This is a genomic window from Streptomyces sp. NBC_01003 (assembly GCF_045162695.1).
Lineage (GTDB): Bacteria > Actinomycetota > Actinomycetes > Streptomycetales > Streptomycetaceae > Streptomyces.
In genome coordinates this window covers 8725777-8745433 of record NZ_CP108707.1, presented here as the reverse complement: position 1 = coordinate 8745433, position 19657 = coordinate 8725777, and the positions used below count along the sequence as shown (strand labels likewise).

18 protein-coding genes are annotated in these 19657 nt (G+C 72.0%); 10 read left to right on the top strand and 8 right to left on the bottom strand.

The window, feature by feature from the left end; translation table 11 throughout:
- Window positions 1-38: 38 nt before the first annotated feature.
- Genes OG698_RS40010 through lnt form a run of 3 tightly spaced genes read right to left on the bottom strand, consistent with a single transcriptional unit; the run spans window position 39 to window position 2974 of the window.
- Window positions 39-830, bottom strand: coding sequence for a 3-hydroxybutyrate dehydrogenase (locus OG698_RS40010; protein ID WP_399981739.1), 792 nt, complete (start codon window positions 828-830; stop codon window positions 39-41).
- Window positions 831-885: 55 nt separating this feature from the next.
- The gene (locus tag OG698_RS40005) at window positions 886-1365 is read right to left on the bottom strand and encodes an NUDIX hydrolase (RefSeq protein WP_406108991.1); all 480 of its coding nucleotides are present in this window, start codon (window positions 1363-1365) and stop codon (window positions 886-888) included.
- Window positions 1366-1375: 10 nt separating this feature from the next.
- A complete protein-coding gene (lnt, locus tag OG698_RS40000; protein ID WP_406108989.1) occupies window positions 1376-2974 on the bottom strand; it encodes an apolipoprotein N-acyltransferase in 1599 nt (532 codons plus the stop codon).
- A 224-nt stretch (window positions 2975-3198) separates the two neighbouring features.
- On the opposite strand from lnt, the gene OG698_RS39995 reads away from it, so the two are divergent.
- Window positions 3199-4269 carry an O-antigen ligase family protein gene (locus OG698_RS39995; RefSeq protein ID WP_406108987.1) on the top strand — a complete coding sequence of 357 codons (1071 nt, stop codon included), beginning with the start codon at window positions 3199-3201 and terminating at the stop codon, window positions 4267-4269.
- Between the two features lie 14 nt (window positions 4270-4283).
- Here OG698_RS39995 and OG698_RS39990 read toward each other — a convergent pair whose 3' ends face one another.
- The gene (locus tag OG698_RS39990) at window positions 4284-4835 is read right to left on the bottom strand and encodes a hypothetical protein (protein WP_406111546.1); all 552 of its coding nucleotides are present in this window, start codon (window positions 4833-4835) and stop codon (window positions 4284-4286) included.
- A gap of 105 nt (window positions 4836-4940) precedes the next feature.
- The gene (locus OG698_RS39985; RefSeq protein WP_399981747.1) at window positions 4941-5729 is read right to left on the bottom strand and encodes a glutamate racemase; all 789 of its coding nucleotides are present in this window, start codon (window positions 5727-5729) and stop codon (window positions 4941-4943) included.
- A gap of 58 nt (window positions 5730-5787) precedes the next feature.
- On the opposite strand from OG698_RS39985, the gene OG698_RS39980 reads away from it, so the two are divergent.
- Window positions 5788-6963, top strand: a complete 1176-nt coding sequence (locus OG698_RS39980) for a glycosyltransferase (protein ID WP_406108985.1) — start codon at window positions 5788-5790, stop codon at window positions 6961-6963.
- A gap of 12 nt (window positions 6964-6975) precedes the next feature.
- Here the strand turns inward: OG698_RS39980 and OG698_RS39975 are convergent, their stop codons facing one another.
- Complete coding sequence (locus tag OG698_RS39975) at window positions 6976-8265, bottom strand: TerD family protein (RefSeq protein WP_406108983.1); 1290 nt, start codon at window positions 8263-8265, stop codon at window positions 6976-6978.
- A 259-nt stretch (window positions 8266-8524) separates the two neighbouring features.
- Between OG698_RS39975 and OG698_RS39970 the strand changes: the two genes are divergently transcribed.
- The 4 genes from OG698_RS39970 (at window position 8525) to OG698_RS39955 (ending at window position 13131) form a co-directional block, all read left to right on the top strand.
- Window positions 8525-8962 carry a DUF6643 family protein gene (locus tag OG698_RS39970; RefSeq protein ID WP_116500463.1) on the top strand — a complete coding sequence of 146 codons (438 nt, stop codon included), beginning with the start codon at window positions 8525-8527 and terminating at the stop codon, window positions 8960-8962.
- 45 nt (window positions 8963-9007) lie between these two features.
- Window positions 9008-9832 (top strand): MOSC domain-containing protein, encoded by an 825-nt coding sequence (locus OG698_RS39965; protein ID WP_406108981.1) that lies wholly within the window; start codon window positions 9008-9010, stop codon window positions 9830-9832.
- A 172-nt stretch (window positions 9833-10004) separates the two neighbouring features.
- Window positions 10005-10610: a hypothetical protein gene (locus tag OG698_RS39960; protein ID WP_406108980.1), complete on the top strand. Its 606-nt coding sequence runs from the start codon at window positions 10005-10007 to the stop codon at window positions 10608-10610.
- 115 nt (window positions 10611-10725) lie between these two features.
- On the top strand, window positions 10726-13131 hold the full coding sequence (locus OG698_RS39955; protein WP_406108978.1) for a right-handed parallel beta-helix repeat-containing protein: 2406 nt from the start codon (window positions 10726-10728) through the stop codon (window positions 13129-13131).
- On the opposite strand, the gene OG698_RS39950 is transcribed toward OG698_RS39955, so the two are convergent.
- Complete coding sequence (locus OG698_RS39950; RefSeq protein ID WP_406108976.1) at window positions 13101-15440, bottom strand: hypothetical protein; 2340 nt, start codon at window positions 15438-15440, stop codon at window positions 13101-13103. The genes OG698_RS39955 and OG698_RS39950 overlap by 31 nt on opposite strands.
- Before the next feature lie 216 nt (window positions 15441-15656).
- Here OG698_RS39950 and OG698_RS39945 point away from each other — a divergent pair, with 216 nt between their 5' ends.
- Complete coding sequence (locus OG698_RS39945; protein WP_383094842.1) at window positions 15657-16484, top strand: DeoR/GlpR family DNA-binding transcription regulator; 828 nt, start codon at window positions 15657-15659, stop codon at window positions 16482-16484.
- Window positions 16485-16550: 66 nt separating this feature from the next.
- Window positions 16551-17048: an SRPBCC family protein gene (locus tag OG698_RS39940; RefSeq protein WP_406108974.1), complete on the top strand. Its 498-nt coding sequence runs from the start codon at window positions 16551-16553 to the stop codon at window positions 17046-17048.
- 15 nt (window positions 17049-17063) lie between these two features.
- Here the strand turns inward: OG698_RS39940 and OG698_RS39935 are convergent, their stop codons facing one another.
- On the bottom strand, window positions 17064-18221 hold the full coding sequence (locus tag OG698_RS39935; protein WP_406108973.1) for a PLP-dependent cysteine synthase family protein: 1158 nt from the start codon (window positions 18219-18221) through the stop codon (window positions 17064-17066).
- A 306-nt stretch (window positions 18222-18527) separates the two neighbouring features.
- On the opposite strand from OG698_RS39935, the gene OG698_RS39930 reads away from it, so the two are divergent.
- Window positions 18528-18872: a hypothetical protein gene (locus tag OG698_RS39930; RefSeq protein WP_100598547.1), complete on the top strand. Its 345-nt coding sequence runs from the start codon at window positions 18528-18530 to the stop codon at window positions 18870-18872.
- A gap of 211 nt (window positions 18873-19083) precedes the next feature.
- Window positions 19084-19602, top strand: a complete 519-nt coding sequence (locus tag OG698_RS39925) for an ATP-binding protein (RefSeq protein ID WP_406108970.1) — start codon at window positions 19084-19086, stop codon at window positions 19600-19602.
- Window positions 19603-19657 lie beyond the last annotated feature (55 nt).

Genomic DNA, 19657 nt, shown 5'->3' with positions numbered 1-19657 from the left:
TCAATGGATCAGACAATCGCCGCCACCCGCGAGAGTGATCAGTGTGCGGTCCAGCCGCCGTCCAGGACGAGCGACGTCCCGGTGATGAAGGAGGCCTGCGGGCTGCACAGGTACGCGACCGCCTCGGCGACCTCGTCGGGTTCGATGAGCCGCTTGAGCGCGCTGTCCTGGAGCATGACCTCGGCCAGGACCCGTTCCTCGGGGATGCCGTGGGCGGCGGCCTGGTCGGCGATCTGCTTCTCGACCAGCGGCGTGCGGACGTAGGCGGGGTTCACACAGTTCGAGGTGACGCCGTGCGGAGCGCCTTCGAGCGCGGCGGTCTTGGAGAGCCCTTCGAGGCCGTGCTTGGCGGCGACGTACGCGGACTTGAACGCGGAGGCGCGCAGGCCGTGGACCGAGGAGAGGTTCACTATGCGCCCCCAGCCCTGCTCGTACATGTGCGGCAGGGCGCCGCGGACCAGGCGGAAGGGTGCCTCCAGCATCACCGTGAGGACGGTGTGGAAGACGTCGGGCGGGAACTCCTCGATGGGGCGCACCAGTTGGATGCCCGCGTTGTTGACCAGGATGTCGGCGCCCGCGGCGCACTCCTCGGCCGCGTCCAGGTCGGTGAGGTCGAGGACGCGCGGCTCGATGCCGCCGGGGGTGGCGCCGGCCTGCTCGGCCAGCGCGTCAAGGCCCTCCCGGTCCCGGTCGACCGCTCTCACCTTGGCTCCGGCCGCGGCGAGCCGCAGCGCGCAGGCGCGGCCGATGCCGCCTGCGGCGCCGGTGACGAGTGCGATGCGGCCGCCGAGATCGAGCGGCGCGGTGAGGGGTGCGTTGGGCGCGGTCATGCTCCGCACCCTAGGCAGCGCTCGCGCCCCGCCCGATGTGGTCAGCACCCATACTTCAGCGCTCGGACATGGTCTCGAACCATGTCGGCTCGTCGGAGGCCGCCTGCTTGATCCTGAGCAGGCAGAAGTCGCCCAGCGGCGGCAGCGAGTCCAGCTCGAACCAGCCCACCTCGAGGGACTCGTCGTCGTTGACCCGGGCCTCGCCGCCGGTCGCCCGGCATCGGAAGGAGACGTCGGTGAACTGGCACCGGTCGCCGTTCGGGTACCTCACCGGCTTGAGGGTCTTCACCAGGACGACCCGCTCGGGCACGCACTCGACGCCCGTCTCCTCGTACACCTCGCGTACGGCGGCCTCTGCGGGCTGCTCCCCCGGATCCGGGATTCCGGCGAGGACCGCCCACTTGCCGGTGTCGGCGCGCCGTCCGAGCAGGACCCTGCCGTCGTCGTCGAAGACGACGGCACTGACACCGGGCAGCAGGAGGAGCTGGTGGCCGGCGGTTTCCCGGATCTTGCGGATGAACTCTGGAGTAGCCATGCCCGCGACCCTATCCGGCGGCGCGCCGGCCTCGGCGGGAGCGCACCACGGCCCAGCCGAGACCGCCCACGCCGACGGCCACGAGCAGCAGCTCCGGCCATCCGCCCAGGCGCGTGGCGAGGGTCAGTGAGGTCCGCTTGGGCACGTCGGCGACCAGGGTGTCGGCGACGAACATGCCGGTGTGCTGGGCGACGGATCCGTCGGGCCTGATGACCGCGCTGACGCCACTGGTCACCGGCACCATCACGGCGCGGCCGTGCTCCACGGCGCGTACCCGGTCCATGGCGAGCTGCTGGTAGGTCATCTGGCTGCGGTCGAAGGTGGCGTTGTTGCTGGGCACGGAGAGGATCTGCGCGCCCGCCTTCACCTGGTCGCGGACCACGGAGTCGAACGCGGCCTCGTAGCAGGTCACGGGCCCGATCCTGGTGCCCGCCATGTCGAAGACGACCGGCTTCTCGCCGGCCACGAAGTTGCCCGCGCGGTCGACGTCCTTGCTGAAGATGCGGAAGAAGCTCCGGTACGGCATGTACTCGCCGAAGGGCTGGAGCTGCCGCTTGTCGTAGACGGCGCCGGGGCCCGTCTTCGGGTCCCAGAGGATCTGCCGGTTGCGGGGTGTGCCGTCCTTCGCAGTGACGACGGCGCCGACGGAGATGGGCGCGCCGACCGCCTTGGCCGCCTTGTCGATCTCGGCGTACGCGTCGGGGTTCACGTAGGGGTCGATGTCGGAGGAGTTCTCCGGCCACAGCACGAGGTCGGGCTTCTTGACCTGGCCCGCCTTGATCTTCGTGGCGAGCTTCATCGTCTCCCGTACGTGGTGGTCGAGCACGGCCCGGCGCTGGGAGTTGAAGTCGAGGCCCATGCGCGGCACGTTGCCCTGGATGACAGCGACGCGCGCGGTGCCGTCCTCGGCCGCGGTGGAGACGAGGGGCGCCGCGACCGCTCCGGCGATGACGGGCGCGACGGTGAACGCGGCGGCAACGGCCACACCCCGGTCACGTACACCGCGTACGTCCTTGAGGCGCAGCGCGAGAGCGGTGAGGCCGAAGCCGCACAGGACGACGGCGAATCCCAGGAGCGGGGTGCCGCCCAGCGAGGCGAGCGGCAGGAACAAGCCACTGGGCTGACCGAACGCGACCTTGCCCCAAGGGAAGCCTCCGAACGGGAAACGTGCCCGCAGCGCCTCGTCCGCGATCCACACGCCCGCGGCCCACAGCGGCCACAGCGGCAGCCGTGAGACGTAGGCGATGCCGAGACCGGCCAGGGCCATGACCAGCGATTCGGCGAGGGCGAGGGCCAGCCACGGCAGCGGCCCGACGTCGACGCCCGTCCACGACAGGAGCGGCACGAGGAAGCCGAGGCCCATGAGGAAGCCGAGGCCGAACCCCGCGCGCAGCCGCCGCCCGTACACGGACGCCCCGAAGAGCGCGAGGGCCAGAGGCGCGAGCCACCACAGTTCACGGGGCGGGAAGCCGGCGTACAGCAGCACTCCGGAGAGCACCGCTGCGGCGGCCGGAGCGATCCGTCGCGGCAGGCGGGCCCAGCGCGAGGCGGGCGCCGACTGCGGATCGAGCTGTTCCGGCTCGTCTACGGAGGTTGCGGTGGCGGTCACCCGGGGAGTGTACGGCGGGTCACCTGCCGGGCGACACGGCGGTCCGCGGGGGTGGTGGCCGCCACGCGGACCACTCCGTGCAGCATCGTTCCTGCGCAACCCATGCACAAACCGGTGCATCAGCCGTTACGGTGTGCCCGAGTCCCCGAGGACGGGCCGGATCCGGCCATGCCGCTCGGGGCCCGTCACAGTCGGGGGGCGACGGGGTGGTGGGGACCACGGGGATGTCGTCGGCGGCCGGTCCGTCGGCGGAGTACGAGCGGCGCAATGTCGCCGACGCGGCGGGCATCGTCGTGCTCGGGGCGTGCGCCGTCTGGTCGCTGATCACCGCGACCGCCCGCGCGGGCAGGCCCGAGGGCGTGCTGCTCGCGGTGCTGGCCGTCGCGGCGGGCTACGCGTGCGGCCGGATCTCCGGCGCGCTGCTGCCCATGGCGGCGCCTTGTGCGGCGGCCTTCGCAGGACTCGGGCTCGCGCTCGCATCCCCGCACGCGGTGCCCGCGCCCGACACGGGTTCTCCGCTCGGCCGCACCGGCGCGACGGCCGCACTCCTCGCGCTCTCCACCGGTGGGGCCTGCTGCGCGGCCTGGGCGGCGCAGCGCCTGCCCGTGCGCGCGGCCCTGTTCCTGCTGGCCGGCGGCACGGTCGCGGCGGCCGCCGCCGTCGGGTCGATCGCCGGTGTCACCGCGTGCACGGGCGTGCTGCTGTGCTCCCTCGCCTCGGTCATGATGCGGCACCACAGGGGCCTCGGCCTCGCCGGTCTCGGCGTCATGACAGGGCTGGTGACCGGGCTCTCCCTGGCTCTGCTGAAGGGCGTACTGCCCTCGGGACTCACCGCCTCCTTGGAGGGGCAGCTCACGCAGCACCGGATCCTTTTGTGGCAGGACGCGCTGCGTCTGGCCGAGTCCGATCCCGGCCTCGGCAGCGGCCCGGGCCGCTTCGGAGAGCTCAGCCCCACGGTCGGCGAGACGCTGCTGCCCGACGGCAAGCCGCACTCCGCCCCGCTCCAGCAGGCCGCCGAACAGGGACTCGTGGGCGTCTGCCTCCTTGCCGCGGTGTTCTGCTGGCTCCTGTACGTCCTGTGGCGGTCGGCGCGCCCCACGCCGGTGGTCCTGACGGCGGGCGCGGCCCTGACCGCTCTCGCCGGTCTGGCGACGCTCGGCAACGCCCTGAGCTTCACGACCGTCACCGCAGGCGCGGGCCTGCTCGCGGGGGTGGCGACGGCGAGACCCTGGGGCGACGAGCCCCCGGACAGCACTACGGCCGCCCCCGTGCGGGTCCGGAGCGGCCGTGCGTAAGGGTGCGGGTGCCGTCAGACGGCGGGGCCCATCGAGGCCGGCTTGAGCCTGGCGTGAATGGCGCGCACCGCGGACTCGGCGTTGTCCACGGTCACCGTGAACTTCCTGCCGTCGGCCATGATCAGAACGACGCCCTCGCCACGCCGGACGATGACGGCCGTGCCCTGCTCGGGACGCCAGCGGTAGCCCCAGCCGCCCCACTGCCGGGGCGTGACGCTGGGTTCGAACTCGGCTCCCACCACATGGGCGAGCAGGATGCGGCGGCGCGGGACTCCTATGTGGCCGCACCGCACTTCCAGGTAGTCCTTGTCGACCTTCACAGCCACATGGACGAAGGCAAGGGTGCCGAACAGGATCAGGAGACCCGCGGCGATACAGCCGACCACCGACATCACCAGCGCGACGATCCCGGAAGTCCACTGGGAAGCCACGGCGATCTCGATGCCGAGCGCCACGCACGCGGCGCCGCCCAGCGCTGCCAGCCACTGCACCCGATTGCGTGCACGGCCTGTCCAGACCTCGGGGGCGACGGACGCGCGCCGCTCACTACCGGAGTGGTGCCTCATGAAATCGAGACTACTCATGTTCCGCAGTGAAGGCACTGGGCAGCGGAGAGTGATTGCGCAAAACCCTGGTGCGCCTGGGCCCTGCCCGAAATCCCGGCCCCGTCGTCACTGTGCGTGGCTGACGGCGGCCTGGAGCAGCCTGCCCTCCGCGTACGCGAGTGCGGCGGGCGGCAGCGCGGAGGTGCGGCCGCTGAGGAGGACGGTGAGGGCGCCCTGCGCACCGGTCTCGGCGTCGGGCCCGGCGCCGATCCTGCGCAGCGCCTGCGCGGCGACGGCCCCTGCGCTGCCGTGCAGAGCGAGCGGCGGCATGCCGGGCTGCTGGACGGCGGCGCGGATGCGTTCCGCCACGAGTTCGTAATGGGTGCAGCCCAGGACGACGGCCCTTACATCGCTCGGGGTGAGCGCGGCGGCGGCAGCGATCGTCCTGTCGATGGCGCCCTCGTCCGCGTGCTGCACGGCGTCGGCGAGCCCCGGGCAGGGCACCTCGGTGACCTCCACCCCGTCCGCGAAGTCCCGGATCAGTCCCCGTTGGTAGGGGCTTCCGGTGGTGGCGGGGGTGGCCCAGATGGCTACGGGTCCGGCGCCGGCGGCGGCCGGCTTGATCGCGGGGACCGTGCCGATGACGGGGATCCCGGGTTCGAGACGGGCCCGCAGCGCCGGCAGGGCGTGGACCGAGGCGGTGTTGCACGCGACGATGAGCGCGTCGGGGCGGTGCTCCGCGGCGGCCTCGGCGACGGCCAGGGCCCGCTCGGTGATGCCCTGCGGGCTACGCGGCCCCCAGGGCATCCCGTCGGGGTCGGAGGAGAGGACGAGCCCGGCGTCGGGCCGCAGGCGCCGTACCGCGGCAGCGGCCGCGATGAGTCCGATTCCCGAGTCCATGAGCGCGATCTTCACCCGGAAACCATAGACGATGGCCCTCACAGCGAGCGGGCGGTGGGGCAGACTGCGGCGGATGGACGCCGTTGTGTGGATCACCGCAGCATCGCTGGCCGCGTGGGTGTGGCTGCTGACCGGGCAGGGCTTCTTCTGGCGCACGGACCTGCGTCTGCCCCCGCGTTCGGATCCGGCGGAGTGGCCCTCGGTGTGTGTCGTCGTCCCCGCACGCGACGAGGCGGCGGTCCTTCCGGACAGCCTGCCCTCGCTCCTCGCGCAGGACTATCCGGGGCGGGCCGAGGTCTTCCTGATCGACGACGGCAGCACGGACGGCACCGGAACCCTGGCAAGGGAGCTGGCCCTGCGGCACGGCGGGCTGCCCCTCACGGTCGACTCACCGGGCGAACCGCCGGCGGGCTGGACCGGCAAGCTGTGGGCGGTGCGCCACGGGATCGGCCTGGCACGCGCGCGTGAGCCCGAGTATCTGCTCCTGACCGACGCGGACATCGCGCACGAGCCGGACAGCCTGCGGGAGCTGGTGGCGGCGGCCCGCACGGGCGGCTTCGACCTCGTCTCGCAGATGGCGCGGCTGCGCGTGGAGAGCGTGTGGGAGCGGCTCGTCGTCCCGGCCTTCGTGTACTTCTTCGCCCAGCTGTACCCGTTCCGCTGGATCGCGCGGAAGGGCTCGCGCACGGCGGCAGCGGCCGGCGGCTGCGTGCTCCTGAGCGCCCGGGCCGCCGAACGCGCCGCGATCCCCGACTCGATCCGGCACGCCGTCATCGACGACGTCGCGCTCGCGCGGGCGGTGAAGGGCGCAGGGGGCCACATCTGGCTGGGCCTCGCCGACCGCGTCGACAGCATCCGCCCGTACCCGCGGCTCGGCGACCTGTGGCGCATGGTGTCGCGCAGCGCCTACGCCCAGCTGCGCCACAACCCGCTGCTCCTCGCCGGGACCGTGGCCGGCCTTGCGCTCGTCTACCTGGCGCCGCCGGTCGCGCTCGTCGCCGGACTCGCCACGGGACATGGGCTCACCGCGCTGCTCGGCGGGCTCGCCTGGCTGCTCATGACCGCGACGTACGTTCCGATGCTGCGCTACTACGCGCAGCCGCTGTGGCTGGCGCCGCTGCTGCCGGGCACCGCGTTCCTGTATCTCCTCATGACGGTCGACTCCGCGGTGCAGCACTACAGGGGGCGGGGTGCGGCCTGGAAGGGACGTACGTATTCCAGGCCGCACCCCGCGCCGGAGCGGCAGTAGCCGACCGGGGCACTACTTTCTGCCCGGCGTCCAGTTCATGCCCCACCCATAGGCGTAGTCGACGGTGCGCTGCGGGCTCACGCCGCGCTCGGGCACGAGGTAGCGGGCCTCGCGCTGCACGGTCAGGTCGCTGCCTGTGTTCGTGATGAGCGCGAGGGCGCACACCGTCGACGGCACGGTGCACTCGTCCAGGGAGAAGTCGACGGCCGCGCCGAACTGGGGCTGGAGCGTGACGGTCGCGTGCAGGTCCGCGAAACTGCGGGCGCCTTCGTAGATCGTGACGAAGATGAGGACGCGCCGCAGGTCCTTCATGTGGTCGAGGTTGATCGTCAGGTTCTCGCCGCTGGAGACGGCGCCGGTGCGGTCGTCGCCGTCGAGGTGGATGTACGGCGGCCGGTTCAGGGCGCCGAACGCGTTGCCCAGGGCCTGGACGACGCCCTTGCGGCCGTCGGTGAGTTCGTACAGGGCGCACAGGTCCAGGTCGAGGTCCGCGTGCTGCGCGACGGCGCGGCCCAGCTTGCTGCCCCACCCCTTGAACTGCTTGCGCACCTCCCAGTTGAGGTTCACGCGCATCGAGCCCGACGTGCCGCCCTGCTTGGCAAGGGAGACGGACGGCGCCGCCTTGGTGAGCGTCACCTTGGTGAGGCGGACGGGCTGCTGCGGGGGTGCGGTTGGGGGCGGAGGCGGCGGCGCGGTGACAGGGGCCGCGACGGGCGGTGCGGGGGCGGGCGTGACCGCCGGTGCCGGCGCGGGTGCGGGTGTCGGCGCGGGTGTCTGTGGTTCGTCGACCGTGATCCCGTAGTCGGTGGCCAGGCCCGACAGACCGCTGCCGTATCCCTGGCCGACGGCGCGGAACTTCCAGGCGCCCTGGCGCCGGTAGAGCTCGCCGAGGACGAAGGCGGTCTCCACGCTCGCGTCGGCGCTGTCGTAGCGCGCGATCTCGGCGCCGTCCGCCGCGTCGAGGACTCTGATGTACAGCCCGGGGACCTGCCCGAACGAGCCGCCGTCCGACGACGCGGCGAGCACCACGTTCTCGATCGCGGGCTCCACGCGCGCGAGGTCGACCGAGATCGTGTCGGTCACCTGGCCGTCCGCGCTCCGCTTGCCCTCGTGACGTACCGCCCCCGAGGCGTGCGCCGGCTGGTTGTAAAAGACGAAGTCCGCGTCCGAACGGACCTTTCCGGAGACGAGCAACAGCGCGGAGGCGTCCGCGTCGGGCACCCCCGCACCTGAACGCCACCCCAATTCGATCCGCACGGCCGGCGCCGCCACGACGACATTCGAACCTTTAGACATTGGCATGTCCGCCCCCAACAGAGATCTCCGGCTTCCTGGTCAACCTATTCCCCGCGACCGAAAGCGGCACAGGGGCAGGCGTTTGATGATCACTGGCCAACCGCCGGTAACCCATCAGAACTCGCCTTTACACGATCCGAACGCTGAACGACGACCGATTTTGCCAAGTTCGCTCGCATTGGGGATCTCGAACCACTGCCGACACTCAAAACAACCCTCTTATCGGTCTCCCCAACCAGCACATCGTGGGCTTAACTTATGTGCCATGACCTCCCCCCGCTCCACCTATGGCGGCGGTTACTACTCCGCGCCGTCCTTCCCGGACACTCCGATCTACGACTCCCTCGTCGCAGAGCGGGGCACACCCCAGATCGCCCCGATCCGGGTTCCTGCCATGTACGACACCGGCAGTCATCTGCCCGCGCTCCCGTCCGCGCTTCCCGCGCTGCCGGCCGCGCCCTCCGCTCCCATGCCCCAGTACGGTTACGCGACCCCGCAGCAGGCGCCGCTCCAGCACGCGCCGGCGCCGTACATCCCGCAGCAGGCCTCCGGGCCCCGCGGCTACGCGGGCATGCAGCAGCCGCAACAACAGCAGCAGCGCCCGGCGCCCGGCACCGGCTACGAGGCGATGCGCCCCGCGGCGCCCCGCCCTGCCGCGCCCTACGAGGATCCGTACAACCGTCAGCAGTACCGCGGTTATTGATCTTCCGGACATGGGGCTGTCCGTGCCGGCTGGCAGGATGGCCCCATGCCGAATGCCTCGCTTCACTCGATTCACATACACCCGCTGAAGTCGGTTCGGGGGCGCGCGCCGCGCGAGGCGGCCGTGGAACCGTGGGGTCTTGCAGGAGACCGCCGGTGGGTGCTCATCGACGCCTCGGGCAAGGTCGTCACCCAGCGCCAGCACCCGCGTCTCGCGCTCGCTTCGGCCGAGACGCCGGACGGCGACGGTCTGCGCATGTCGGCACCCGGCTGCGCTCCCCTGACCGTGCCGGTGCCCCGGCCCGCCGGGACGACCACGGTGAACATCTTCGGGGACAAGGTCGAGGCCGTTCCGGCCGACGACGCGGCGCACACCTGGTGGAGCGCGCACCTCGAGGCCGACGTGCGGCTCGTCCACCTCGACGACCCGGCGACGCGGCGCCCCATCGACCCCGAGTACGCGAAGCCCGGCGAGACGGTCAGCTTCGCCGACGGGTATCCGCTGCTGCTCACCACCCTGCCCTCCTTGGATGCCCTCAACTCCCTCATCGCGCAGGGTGATCACGCGGACGAGGGCCCGCTGCCCATGAACCGCTTCCGGCCGAACGTCGTGGTGGACGGCACCGCGCCCTGGGCGGAGGACGACTGGTCACGCATCTCTATCGGCGACGTCACGTTCCGTATCACCAAGAAGAGCGGCCGCTGCGTGGTCACCACCACGAACCAGTCAACTTCGGAGCGTGGCAAGGAGCCGCTGCGGACGCTCGCACGCCACCGCCGCTTCGGTGACCAGCTGTGTTTCGGGACGAACCTGGTCCCGGAGACGACGGGGACGGTCCGGATCGGTGACGCGATCACGATCCTGGGCTGACTCGTGGCCGCGTAGGGAACCCCGCGCCGGAACACGGTCGTTGGAGCACAATGGAAAGACGGGGACAGGCGGAGAGCTTCGTCGAGTGGGGTGATTTCGCTCTCTCTTCGCCCCACCTGCGCGTGAGCCGTGCCGTTCACGGTTAAGACGGAGGCGGAAGGGGGTGCTGGCTGTGCGGGCAATCGCCGGACTCTGGCGCTGGCGGCACAATCCGCTGCGCCGCGCGACCGACCTCGCCGAGGCCTGGGTCGCACTGGTGGCGCTGCTGCTGATCGTCGTTGTCGCACCGCTCATCGGCGTCGCGACGGGGACCCTGGCGCAGAGCGCCCTGATGCAGTCCGTGCAGGAACAGCGCAAGGACCGCCGGGAGGTTCCGGCGACGGTCGTACGGAAGCTGCCCCAGCCGCCGCTGGACCCCGACCCCGAGACGTCCACGGCGAGAGACGCGCACAGCAGGGTCGTCGCCGGCTGGAAGGGACCCGACGGCGTCAAGCACACCGGCCGCGTCCTGTCGAGCCTCAAGACCCCGCATCCGGGCGACCGGTTCACGCTGTGGGTCGATGCCACCGGTCAGGCCGCCGGCCGCCCGCTGGACAACGCGACGGCGACAACACACGCCGCGCTGGCCGGATTCGGGACCGCGGCGGCCGTGGCGGGGCTCGTCGAGGGCGCCCGGCGCCTGGTCGTGTGGCGCATGGTGCGCCGCCGGTACGACCGTTGGGACCGCGCCTGGGACAAGGCGGGTCCGGACTGGGGCAGGACAGGGACCGGCAGCTGAGCGGCCTTCCGCTCCGGTCAACTCCCGTCCTTCGCGCACGCTACGGTGGACCCACCTTCGCCGCGGGGAACGTAGCGAGGACCCGCGTACGACGAGGTGGGGGCACGACAAAGCCATGGCACAGGGCACGGTCCAGGTGACGCACACCGGCACGTCGCGGTGGCGGCGCCGCACTGGGGAGTACGGATCGCTCGCCGCGGCCCTGGAGGCCGCGGGTGACGGCGACGTGCTGACCGTGGCGTCGGGCACGTACAGAGAGAACCTCGTCGTGGAGCGCGCGGTGACGCTGCGCGGTCCGGAGGGCTCGCCCGGGTCCGTGCGGATCGCCCCGGTCGACGGGGTGCCGCTCACGGTGCGCGCGTCCGCGACCGTCATCGATCTGCATGTCGAGGGGCAGGACTCGGCGGCCCCGGCGCTCCTGGTGGAGGAAGGCGCTCCGGAGCTCTGCGATCTGCGGATCGTCACGCGCTCGGCGGCCGGCATAGAGGTGCGGGGCGGCGCGCGGCCCACCGTGCGGCGCTGCACCGTCGACAACCCCGGAGGCATCGGCATCGCCGTGCTCGACGGCGGAGGCGGGGTCTTCGAGGAGTGCGAAGTCGTCTCGGCGGGCCAGGCCGGAGTCGCCGTACGCGGCGGCGCGCACCCCCGCCTGGAGCGCTGCCGGGTGCATCACGCGTCGGGTTCCGGACTGTCCGTCACCGGCGAGCACAGCGGCCTGGAGGCCGTCGGCTGCGAGGTGTACGAGGTCAAGGGCACCGGCGTGCAGATCACCGGGCGCGCCACGGCGCACCTCACGGACTGCGATGTGCACCGCACCACGGCGGACGGTGTCACGCTCGACACGGACGCGGTGCTCACCCTCTCCGACTGCCGTATCCACGAGATCCCGGAGAACGCGATCGACCTGCGCTCCCGGTCGGTTCTGACGCTGACCCGCTCGACGGTGCGCCGGTTCGGGCGCAACGGTCTGTCCGTGTGGGACCCGGGCACGCGCGTGGACGCCAACCAGTGCGAGATCCACGACAGTACGGGCGACTATCCGGCGGTGTGGGTGAGTGACGGCGCGACGGCCGTGCTCGACGCGTGCCGGGTGCACGACGTGCCCGACGCCCTGTTCGTGCTTGACCGCGGCTCCCGCGTGGACGTCGTCGACAGCGATCTCTCCCAAGTCCGCAACACCGCTGTGTCGGTGAGCGACGGCGCCACGGCCCAGCTGGACGACTGCCGGATCAGGGAGGCCTCGACGGGTGCCTGGTTCCGTGATCACGGAAGTGGCGGCACCCTCGCCAACTGCACTGTGGACGCCGTCCAGACGGGCGTGATCGTCACCAAGGGCGCCGACCCGACGATCGAGCGCTGCACGGTCACCTCCCCCGCCGAAGCCGGCTTCTACGTGTCGGCCGGGGGCCGGGGCAGCTTCCACGGCTGCCGCGTCACCGGGAGCGAGGGCTACGGCTTCCACATCATCGACGGCTGCCGCACGACGCTCAAGAAGTGCCGTACGGAGCGGTGTTCACGCGGCGGTTACGAATTCGCCGAGGACGGTCCCGTCGTCGAGGACTGCACCAGCGACGAGAGCGGCGGGGTGCGCTCCGCGGGGCAGGCCGCTCCGGCGCCCGGCGTCCAGAAGGCCACGCAGACCGTGGGACTGCTCAGCGCGCTGCCCGACCAGCGTGCCGTGCGACCCGAGACAGAGGCGCCGGACACGACGCGTACGTCGACCGACGTCCTCGGTGAACTCGACACCCTGGTGGGCCTGGAGAGCGTCAAGCGCGAGGTGCGCGCCCTGACGGACATGATCGAGGTGGGCCGGCGCCGACAGCAGGCGGGCCTCAAGGCGGCTTCCGTCAGGCGGCACTTGGTGTTCACGGGCTCCCCCGGCACCGGCAAGACCACCGTGGCGCGCCTGTACGGGGAGATCCTCGCTTCGCTCGGTGTCCTGGAGAAGGGCCATCTCGTCGAGGTGTCCCGGGTCGACCTGGTCGGCGAGCACATCGGTTCGACCGCCATCCGCACGCAGGAGGCCTTTCAACGGGCCACCGGCGGCGTGCTGTTCATCGACGAGGCGTACGCCCTGTCCCCCGAGGACTCCGGCCGTGACTTCGGGCGTGAGGCGATCGACACGCTGGTGAAGCTGATGGAGGACCAGCGCGACTCCGTCGTGGTGATCGTCGCGGGCTACACCTCCGAGATGGAGCGCTTCCTCTCCGTCAACCCCGGTGTGGCTTCCCGTTTCTCGCGGACCATCACGTTCTCCGACTACGCGCCCGAAGAGCTGCTGCGGATCGTGGAGCAGCAGGCCGACGAGCACGAGTACCGGCTCGGCGAGGGCGCGTCCGAGGCCCTCCTGAAGCACTTCACGGCGCTCCCGAAGGGGCCCGCCTTCGGCAACGGCCGCACGGCGCGGCAGACCTTCGAGTCGATGGTCGAGCGCCACGCGGGCCGGGTCGCCCAGCTCGCCGAGCCGAGCACGGACGACCTGACCCTGCTCTACGAGGACGACCTGCCCGAGCTGCCCTGAGGCGCCGCGGGCTCGCCGTCCGGGCGTGGCCCCGGGACCTCCGGGCGCAGCCTGGCGAGGAGGCGGGCCCGTTCCTCGGCGAAGACGGGGTCGGCCTGGTAGTCGGAGTGGCCCAGGATCGGTGCGGGCAGCGGGTGTTGCTCGGTGCGGCCGTAGGCGAGCGGGTCCTTCAGCGCCGGGTGATCGACCTGGGGGCCGTCCTCGCCGGGCAGCCGGACGGGGCCGCCGATCGGGTCGGTGGTGCGGTGCAGGTTGCGCCAGCAGTCGACCTGGCGGTGCAGGGCGCCGAGCGCGGCGGGGCCGAAGTGGGCCGGGAACCAGCGCCCGTAGAGGCGCTCCAGGGGCGAGCCGTAGGTGAGCAGGGCGACGCGTCGGCGGACCGTGGGGTGCAGCTGCCAGGCGGCCGCCGCGGCGAGGACGCTGCCCTGGGAGTGCCCCGACAGGACGAGGCGGCCGCCCGTGGTGCGGATCCAGGTGGCCATGCGCCAGGTCAGGTCGGGCACGGCGCGCTCCGCGTAGCAGGGCGGCGCGAAGGGGTGCGCGGCGCGCGGCCAGAACGTGCCGACGTCCCACAGGATGCCGATCGTGCGGCGGGCCGACGCGTCGCGGTAGGCGCGCCTTCCCCAGGTGACGAAGAGGATGAAGCCGAGGCCGATGAGCCAGGAGCCCATCGCCTGCGCGGTCTGCGCGGCGCCTTCCACGATGTCGTACGTGCCCTGTGCCGCCCGGCCCGGGACCTGGTGGGTCGCCCACGCGCCCGTGAGGGCTCCCGCGCCGAGGAGGAGGGTCACCGTGGAGACCGCGCCGATGATCATGGGCGCCTGGTCGGTGAGGGCGGCACGCGCGCGCGTGCCCGCGATGCGGCTGGTGCGGGCGGCATCCTCGGGCTCCCCCGGGTAGTCGGTCGCGACGGTGGCCATCTCGCGGCGCTTGAGCCGCATGGTGCGCTGGGCGAGGACGGCGCACACCACGGCGACGACGATCAGCAGGGGCGGGATCACGGAGGCCTGCCAGGACAGTAGGACGGGCGGTCCTTCGATGGTGCCGCCGGCTCCCGGCGTGCCGGAGCCGTCCAGCCAGTCGGCGACGCGCTGGGCCACTCCCCCGGACATCACACCGCCCAGGGCGCAGGCGAGCATCGCGGTCGCGGGTCCGCCGAGGCCGCGCAGGGCCGCACGGGAGTCGCGGGCGCGGCGGTGGATGGCGTGGGCGACTGCGGCGAGCGCCACGACCACGGCGCCCTGGACGAGGACGATCCCGCCGAACGTCGCGTCTCCGGGCAGGCGCCCGTGCGAGCGCCACTCGGGGCGCGACCAGCCCGCGTACAGGAACGTGAGCACCAGGAGGGCGAGGGCGGCCGCGGGCAGGAGGCGGACGAGGGTCCGGTCGAGGGTGCGGTCGACCGTGTTCTCGCTGCGGCCCCTGCGGCACACCACCCATACGACGACGGCGGTGCCCACGACGAGCGCGCCGTCGAGGATCCGGCCGAACACGTCGAGGAGGACGGGGCCGCCGCTCTCGCGGTCGAAGCGGGCGGCCGAGGTGCCGACGGCGGCCGCCACCGTGAGCAGGCCCGCGGCGGTGTGCGCGGCGCGCAGCCGGGCGACCAGACGGCGGCCGTACCAGAACCCCGGCCGGCCGAGCGCGTTGGTCGGGGCCTCCTCCTCCGGGTCGTGCTGGTGGGGCAGCGGCTGCTGGGACTCGTACGCGCCCCAGGTGCGGTGGGAGAGGTACCAGAGGAGTCCGGTGAGGGCGGCCGGGACGAGGGCGGCGAGGGCGAGGCGGCGGCCGGGCTGGCTCCACCAGCCGCCGTGTCCGTGCGCGTCGACCGACAGGAAGCCGAGCCAGGAGCGCCCTTCGGCGCACGCGTGCGTGCCCGCGCACTGCCAGGCCACCAGGTCGAGCGCCACCTCGCAGGCGGCGGCGACCAGGAGGACGGTGAGGCTGAGGCCGACGAGGCGCACCAGCAGTCCGTAGGCGCGCACGGTACGCGTGCGGCGGTGGGCGTTGGGGCGCATCCAGTGGGCGAGGTTGACCACCATGAACGGCAGGAGCAGCAGCCATAAGGCGCGCGAGCCGTTGCCGGACGTGAGGTTGCACCAGACGTACGCCTCGGGGACGGGCTTGCCCCGGTAGTCGTCGGGGCGTTCCTCCGCGTCGGCGTCGTCGGCGCGGCGGTAGACCGCGGCCGTGTCGTCGCCCGAGACCCGGACCGTGCGCGGGTCGTTGAGCATCGCCTCGGGGGTGGTGCCCCCTACGCCGTGGACCAGAAGTTCGAGGGCGGTCTCGTCCGCCGTGTCACGCTCCACCGTTCAGCATCCCCCGATTGACGTGCGCGTGTGGTGCCGGAACCAGAATCCCCGCTCACGCCCGCGCTACGCATCCCTCGTCACCGAATCTCCCCCATCCGTGCTACCGCGCGCCATACTGCCCGCGTGAGCGGGCAGTGGTCCGGCTGTCGGTGGCGCGTGCGAGGATGTGGCGACCATGGACGGCTGTGACGAGGTGAAGGGATCCGACAGGACGTGAGCGAGAATCAGAACCTCCTCGCGGAGCAGCGCCGGGCCTTGATCCTCGACGAGGTCAGGCGCCGTGGCGGCGTCAGGGTCAACGAGCTCACTCGCAAGCTGGGCGTCTCCGACATGACGGTCCGCCGTGATCTCGACGCGCTCGCCCGGCAGGGCGTCCTGGAGAAGGTGCACGGCGGCGCGGTCCCCGTGGAGGAAGCAAGCACGCACGAGCCGGGCTTCGAGGCGAAGTCGGGTCTGGAGCTCAGCGCCAAGGAGGACATCGCGCGGACCGCCGCGGCCCTGGCGGCGCCGGGCACGGCCATCGCGCTGTCCGGCGGCACCACGACGTATGCGCTGGCCCACCACCTCCTCGATGTGCCGGACCTGACCGTGGTGACCAACTCGGTGCGGGTGGCGGACGTGTTCCACGGTGCGCAGCGCTCGTCGGGACAGCGGCAGGGCGCGGCGACCGTGGTTCTCACGGGCGGCGTGCGAACGCCTTCCGATTCTCTGGTGGGGCCGGTCGCGGACCAGGCCATCGCGGCGCTCCACTTCGACGTGCTGTTCCTCGGTGTGCACGGCATATCGCTGGAGGCCGGCCTGTCGACGCCGAACCTGGCGGAGGCGGAGACGAACCGGCGCCTCGTGCAGTCCGCGCGCCGGGTCGTCGTGGTCGCCGACCACACCAAGTGGGGCACGGTGGGCCTGAGTTCGTTCGCCTCGCTCGACCAGGTGGACACGCTCGTGACGGACGCGGGGCTGCCCGCGGACGCGCGCGCGGAGATCTCGGAAGAGCTGCGGCTCGTCATCGCGGGCGAGCCCGGAACAGGTACAGACATCTGACGGTTCGCCAGCTATGGTGACCTCTGCCCGGTCAACCGCCCGATTCCGCTTGGGGGCTGAACGTCCATGGCACGCCGACTGAAGCCCGTGGGGCTCGAGTTCACCGAGTCCGCGCCGCTGCGCCTGGTCTTCGCCCGTGAGGTGTCCGCACCTGCGCAGGCGGTGTTCAGGGCGCTCTCCGAAGACGTGACGGGCTGGCCCGACTGGTTCTCCGCCGTGACGCTCGCCCGCCCGACGGACGACGGCGCGGGGCGCGAGGTGCGGCTCAGGGGCGGTGCGCGCATGCGGGAGACCATCCTCGCGGCCGAGCCCGACACGGTGTACGCGTACCGGGTGGACGAGACCAACGCGCCGGGGATACGTGCCCTGGTCGAGGAGTGGCGGCTCACGCCGTCGGGCACCGGCGGGACACGCGTGCAGTGGACGTTCGCCGCGGACGGCGCCGCCGCTTTCCGGGTGGGTCTGCGGCTCGGCCGGGCCGGACTCGGCCGAGCGTTCCGTGACGCGGTGGCCGCACTCGACCGCAGGATCGCCGTGAACCCCCGGGATTCCAGGGCGAGTTGAGGCAGTTCCCGGGCCTCAGTCGGCGCTCGGCCAGACTCCCGTGGCGAGCAGCGTCTCGATGGTCCGCGTGTACGGCGCGATGTCCATACCCTGGTGGGCCAGCCACTGGTCGGAGTAGTACTTGTCGAGGTAGCGGTCCCCCGGGTCGCACAGCAGCGTGACGACGCTGCCGGTCCTGCCCTCGGCCACCATCTCGGCGACGATCTTCAATGCGCTCCACAGGCCCGTACCGGTCGAGCCGCCCGCCTTGCGGCCGATGGCGCCCTCCAGGGCCCGCACGGCAGCGACGCTCGCCGCGTCCGGCACCTTCATCATGCGGTCGATCGCGCCGGGCACGAAGCTCGGCTCCATGCGGGGCCTGCCGATTCCCTCGATGCGGGAGCCGCAGTCGCAGGTGACGTCCGGGTCCCCGGTCGTCCAGCCCTCGAAGAAGCAGGAGTTCTCGGGGTCGGCGACACAGAGGCGGGTGTCGTACTGCATGTAGTGGACGTACCGGGCGATGGTCGCGGAGGTGCCTCCGGTGCCGGCGGTGGCGACGATCCAGGTGGGCTCGGGGTAGCGCTCCAGCTCCAGCTGCCGGTAGATCGACTCCGCGATGTTGTTGTTGCCGCGCCAGTCCGTGGCCCGCTCCGCGTACGTGAACTGGTCCATGTAGTGACCGCCGGTGTCGGCCGCGAGGGCCGCCGACTCCTCGTACATCGTGCGCGAGTCGTCGACGAAGTGGCAGCGGCCGCCGTGGAATTCGATCAGGCGGATCTTCTCGGGGCTGGTGGTGCGGGGCATCACGGCGACGAAGGGCACCCCGATGAGCTTCGCGAAGTAGGCCTCGGAGACGGCGGTCGAACCGCTGGACGCCTCGATGACGGGGCGGCCGGGCCGGATCCACCCGTTGCACAGGCCGTAGAGGAACAGCGAGCGGGCGAGCCGGTGCTTCAGGCTGCCGGTGATGTGCGTCGACTCGTCCTTCAGGTAGAGGTCGATGCCCCACTCCTCGGGGAGCGGGAAACGCAGGAGGTGGGTGTCGGCCGACCGGTTGGCGTCGGCCTGGACCTTTCGTACGGCTTCTTTGAGCCAGCTTCGGTACGCGGCGTCCGTGTGGTCCACGTCCAGCGTGGGCACCGGTTCCGACCCTTGGGGGATCACGGCTGACGGGTCCTGCCGAGGGGTGCTCACCACATGGCTCCTTAGCGTCGTTCCGAGCGCCGGTCCGACGCCGTCCACACCCGGCCGTCGTCTTTACGACCGGTCGGACGCCCCGATCATAAACACCTTCCGCACGCTTCTCACCTGCATAAACACCCCTTTGAGCAACTCAAAGGAACACCTGCCCCAGTGCAGGAACAAGCGTGCGGAGGAACAAAGGCGTGAGTCGGCCCTTCCCCTGCCGGGCGCACTCCCCCGCGCACTGGTGCGGACGCCTTCGTGCGGGCAGACTGCACCGCGGGGCCGGTGAGAGCTCACACCAAGGGGGCGGACGACATGGCGGAGCCGGAGTTCACGGCGACGGGTGTGCGCATAGGGCGCCTGCTTCGCTCGCTCACCCGGGCAGGCGAGGTCCGCATCAAGGGCGGCCGTCTCGAACTGCTCACCAGTTACGGCAGTGAGATCGACAGCGCGCCACTCCAGGAAGTCCGCGCCGGCAAGGCCTGGTTCGCGCCCGGCGACCGGGCGCTCGCCGACGTCGGCGGCAGGCGCTACCTGCTGAAACTCGGCGACGATCATGAACCCGGCGATGCGGTGCCCCGTCTCGTCGGCGAGAGCGGGCCGCCCACGACGCGTCGGTTCCTCGACGCGGTACGCAGGGCGCGCGGCCGGCTGACGTAGTCGGCGGCGGACTGGGGGACTGCGCGCGCGAGTTGCAGGCTCGCACCCCCTGCGTCACTCTGGTCACACATCACTACTCAGGGTTTACCGGCGATAACGCTGCGAACCAGCCCGCCGGACATGCAGCAGGCGGGCCTCGGCTGACAACGCGACCCTCTGCTGGCTCGGTACTCCGCCTTCTTCCGGACCTTCAATTCGGGGAGTCGCAGCCGTGATCAGCCACCCAAGCAGGCATTGCACGGTGGAGCTCCAAGCCCTGCCGTCGCGGATCCGCCAGGTCCGCAGAATCGTATCGGCGCAGTTGCGCTACTGGCATCTGGATCCCCTGATCGACGAGGCGATGCTCGGCGTGACCGAGCTGCTGACCAACGTCCATCGGCACGCCGGTCCCGACAAGATGTGCACCGTCGAGATCGAGCTGCTGCGCGACCGCCTCACGGTGTCGGTGCACGACCACGACCCGCACCTGCCGCAACTGTGCGACGCCGACCCGCTCGCGACCTGCGGCCGGGGCCTCGCCCTGGTCGCCGCGGTCAGCGAGAGCTGGGGCGCGCGGCCGCAGGGCGAGGACGGCAAGGTCGTGTGGTTCACGCTCCCCGCGCCGGCGGCGGCGCGGCCGCGGTCGCCGATTCCCGAGTACCGGGTGACGGACGCCTTCCCCGAGCTGGACTCCCCGGCGGACCGCCGCACGGCCCGACATGCTCCCGCCCGGTCGGCCGTTGTCGGCTGACCGGGCGGTGACCACCCCCTCGTACGGCACGGGCCACGTCACTCCTTGCGGCACG

Excerpts from the sequence above, each read along its gene's own strand:
- OG698_RS40010 (WP_399981739.1), bottom strand. The coding sequence starts at position 830 with ATGACCGCGCCCAACGCACCCCTCACCGCGCCGCTCGATCTCGGCGGC.
- OG698_RS40005 (WP_406108991.1), bottom strand. The coding sequence starts at position 1,365 with ATGGCTACTCCAGAGTTCATCCGCAAGATCCGGGAAACCGCCGGCCAC.
- OG698_RS39995 (WP_406108987.1), top strand. The coding sequence starts at position 3,199 with ATGTCGTCGGCGGCCGGTCCGTCGGCGGAGTACGAGCGGCGCAATGTC.
- OG698_RS39990 (WP_406111546.1), bottom strand. The coding sequence starts at position 4,835 with ATGAGGCACCACTCCGGTAGTGAGCGGCGCGCGTCCGTCGCCCCCGAG.
- OG698_RS39980 (WP_406108985.1), top strand. The coding sequence starts at position 5,788 with ATGGACGCCGTTGTGTGGATCACCGCAGCATCGCTGGCCGCGTGGGTG.
- OG698_RS39975 (WP_406108983.1), bottom strand. The coding sequence starts at position 8,265 with ATGCCAATGTCTAAAGGTTCGAATGTCGTCGTGGCGGCGCCGGCCGTG.
- OG698_RS39970 (WP_116500463.1), top strand. The coding sequence starts at position 8,525 with ATGACCTCCCCCCGCTCCACCTATGGCGGCGGTTACTACTCCGCGCCG.
- OG698_RS39965 (WP_406108981.1), top strand. The coding sequence starts at position 9,008 with ATGCCGAATGCCTCGCTTCACTCGATTCACATACACCCGCTGAAGTCG.
- OG698_RS39955 (WP_406108978.1), top strand. The coding sequence starts at position 10,726 with ATGGCACAGGGCACGGTCCAGGTGACGCACACCGGCACGTCGCGGTGG.
- OG698_RS39940 (WP_406108974.1), top strand. The coding sequence starts at position 16,551 with ATGGCACGCCGACTGAAGCCCGTGGGGCTCGAGTTCACCGAGTCCGCG.
- OG698_RS39930 (WP_100598547.1), top strand. The coding sequence starts at position 18,528 with ATGGCGGAGCCGGAGTTCACGGCGACGGGTGTGCGCATAGGGCGCCTG.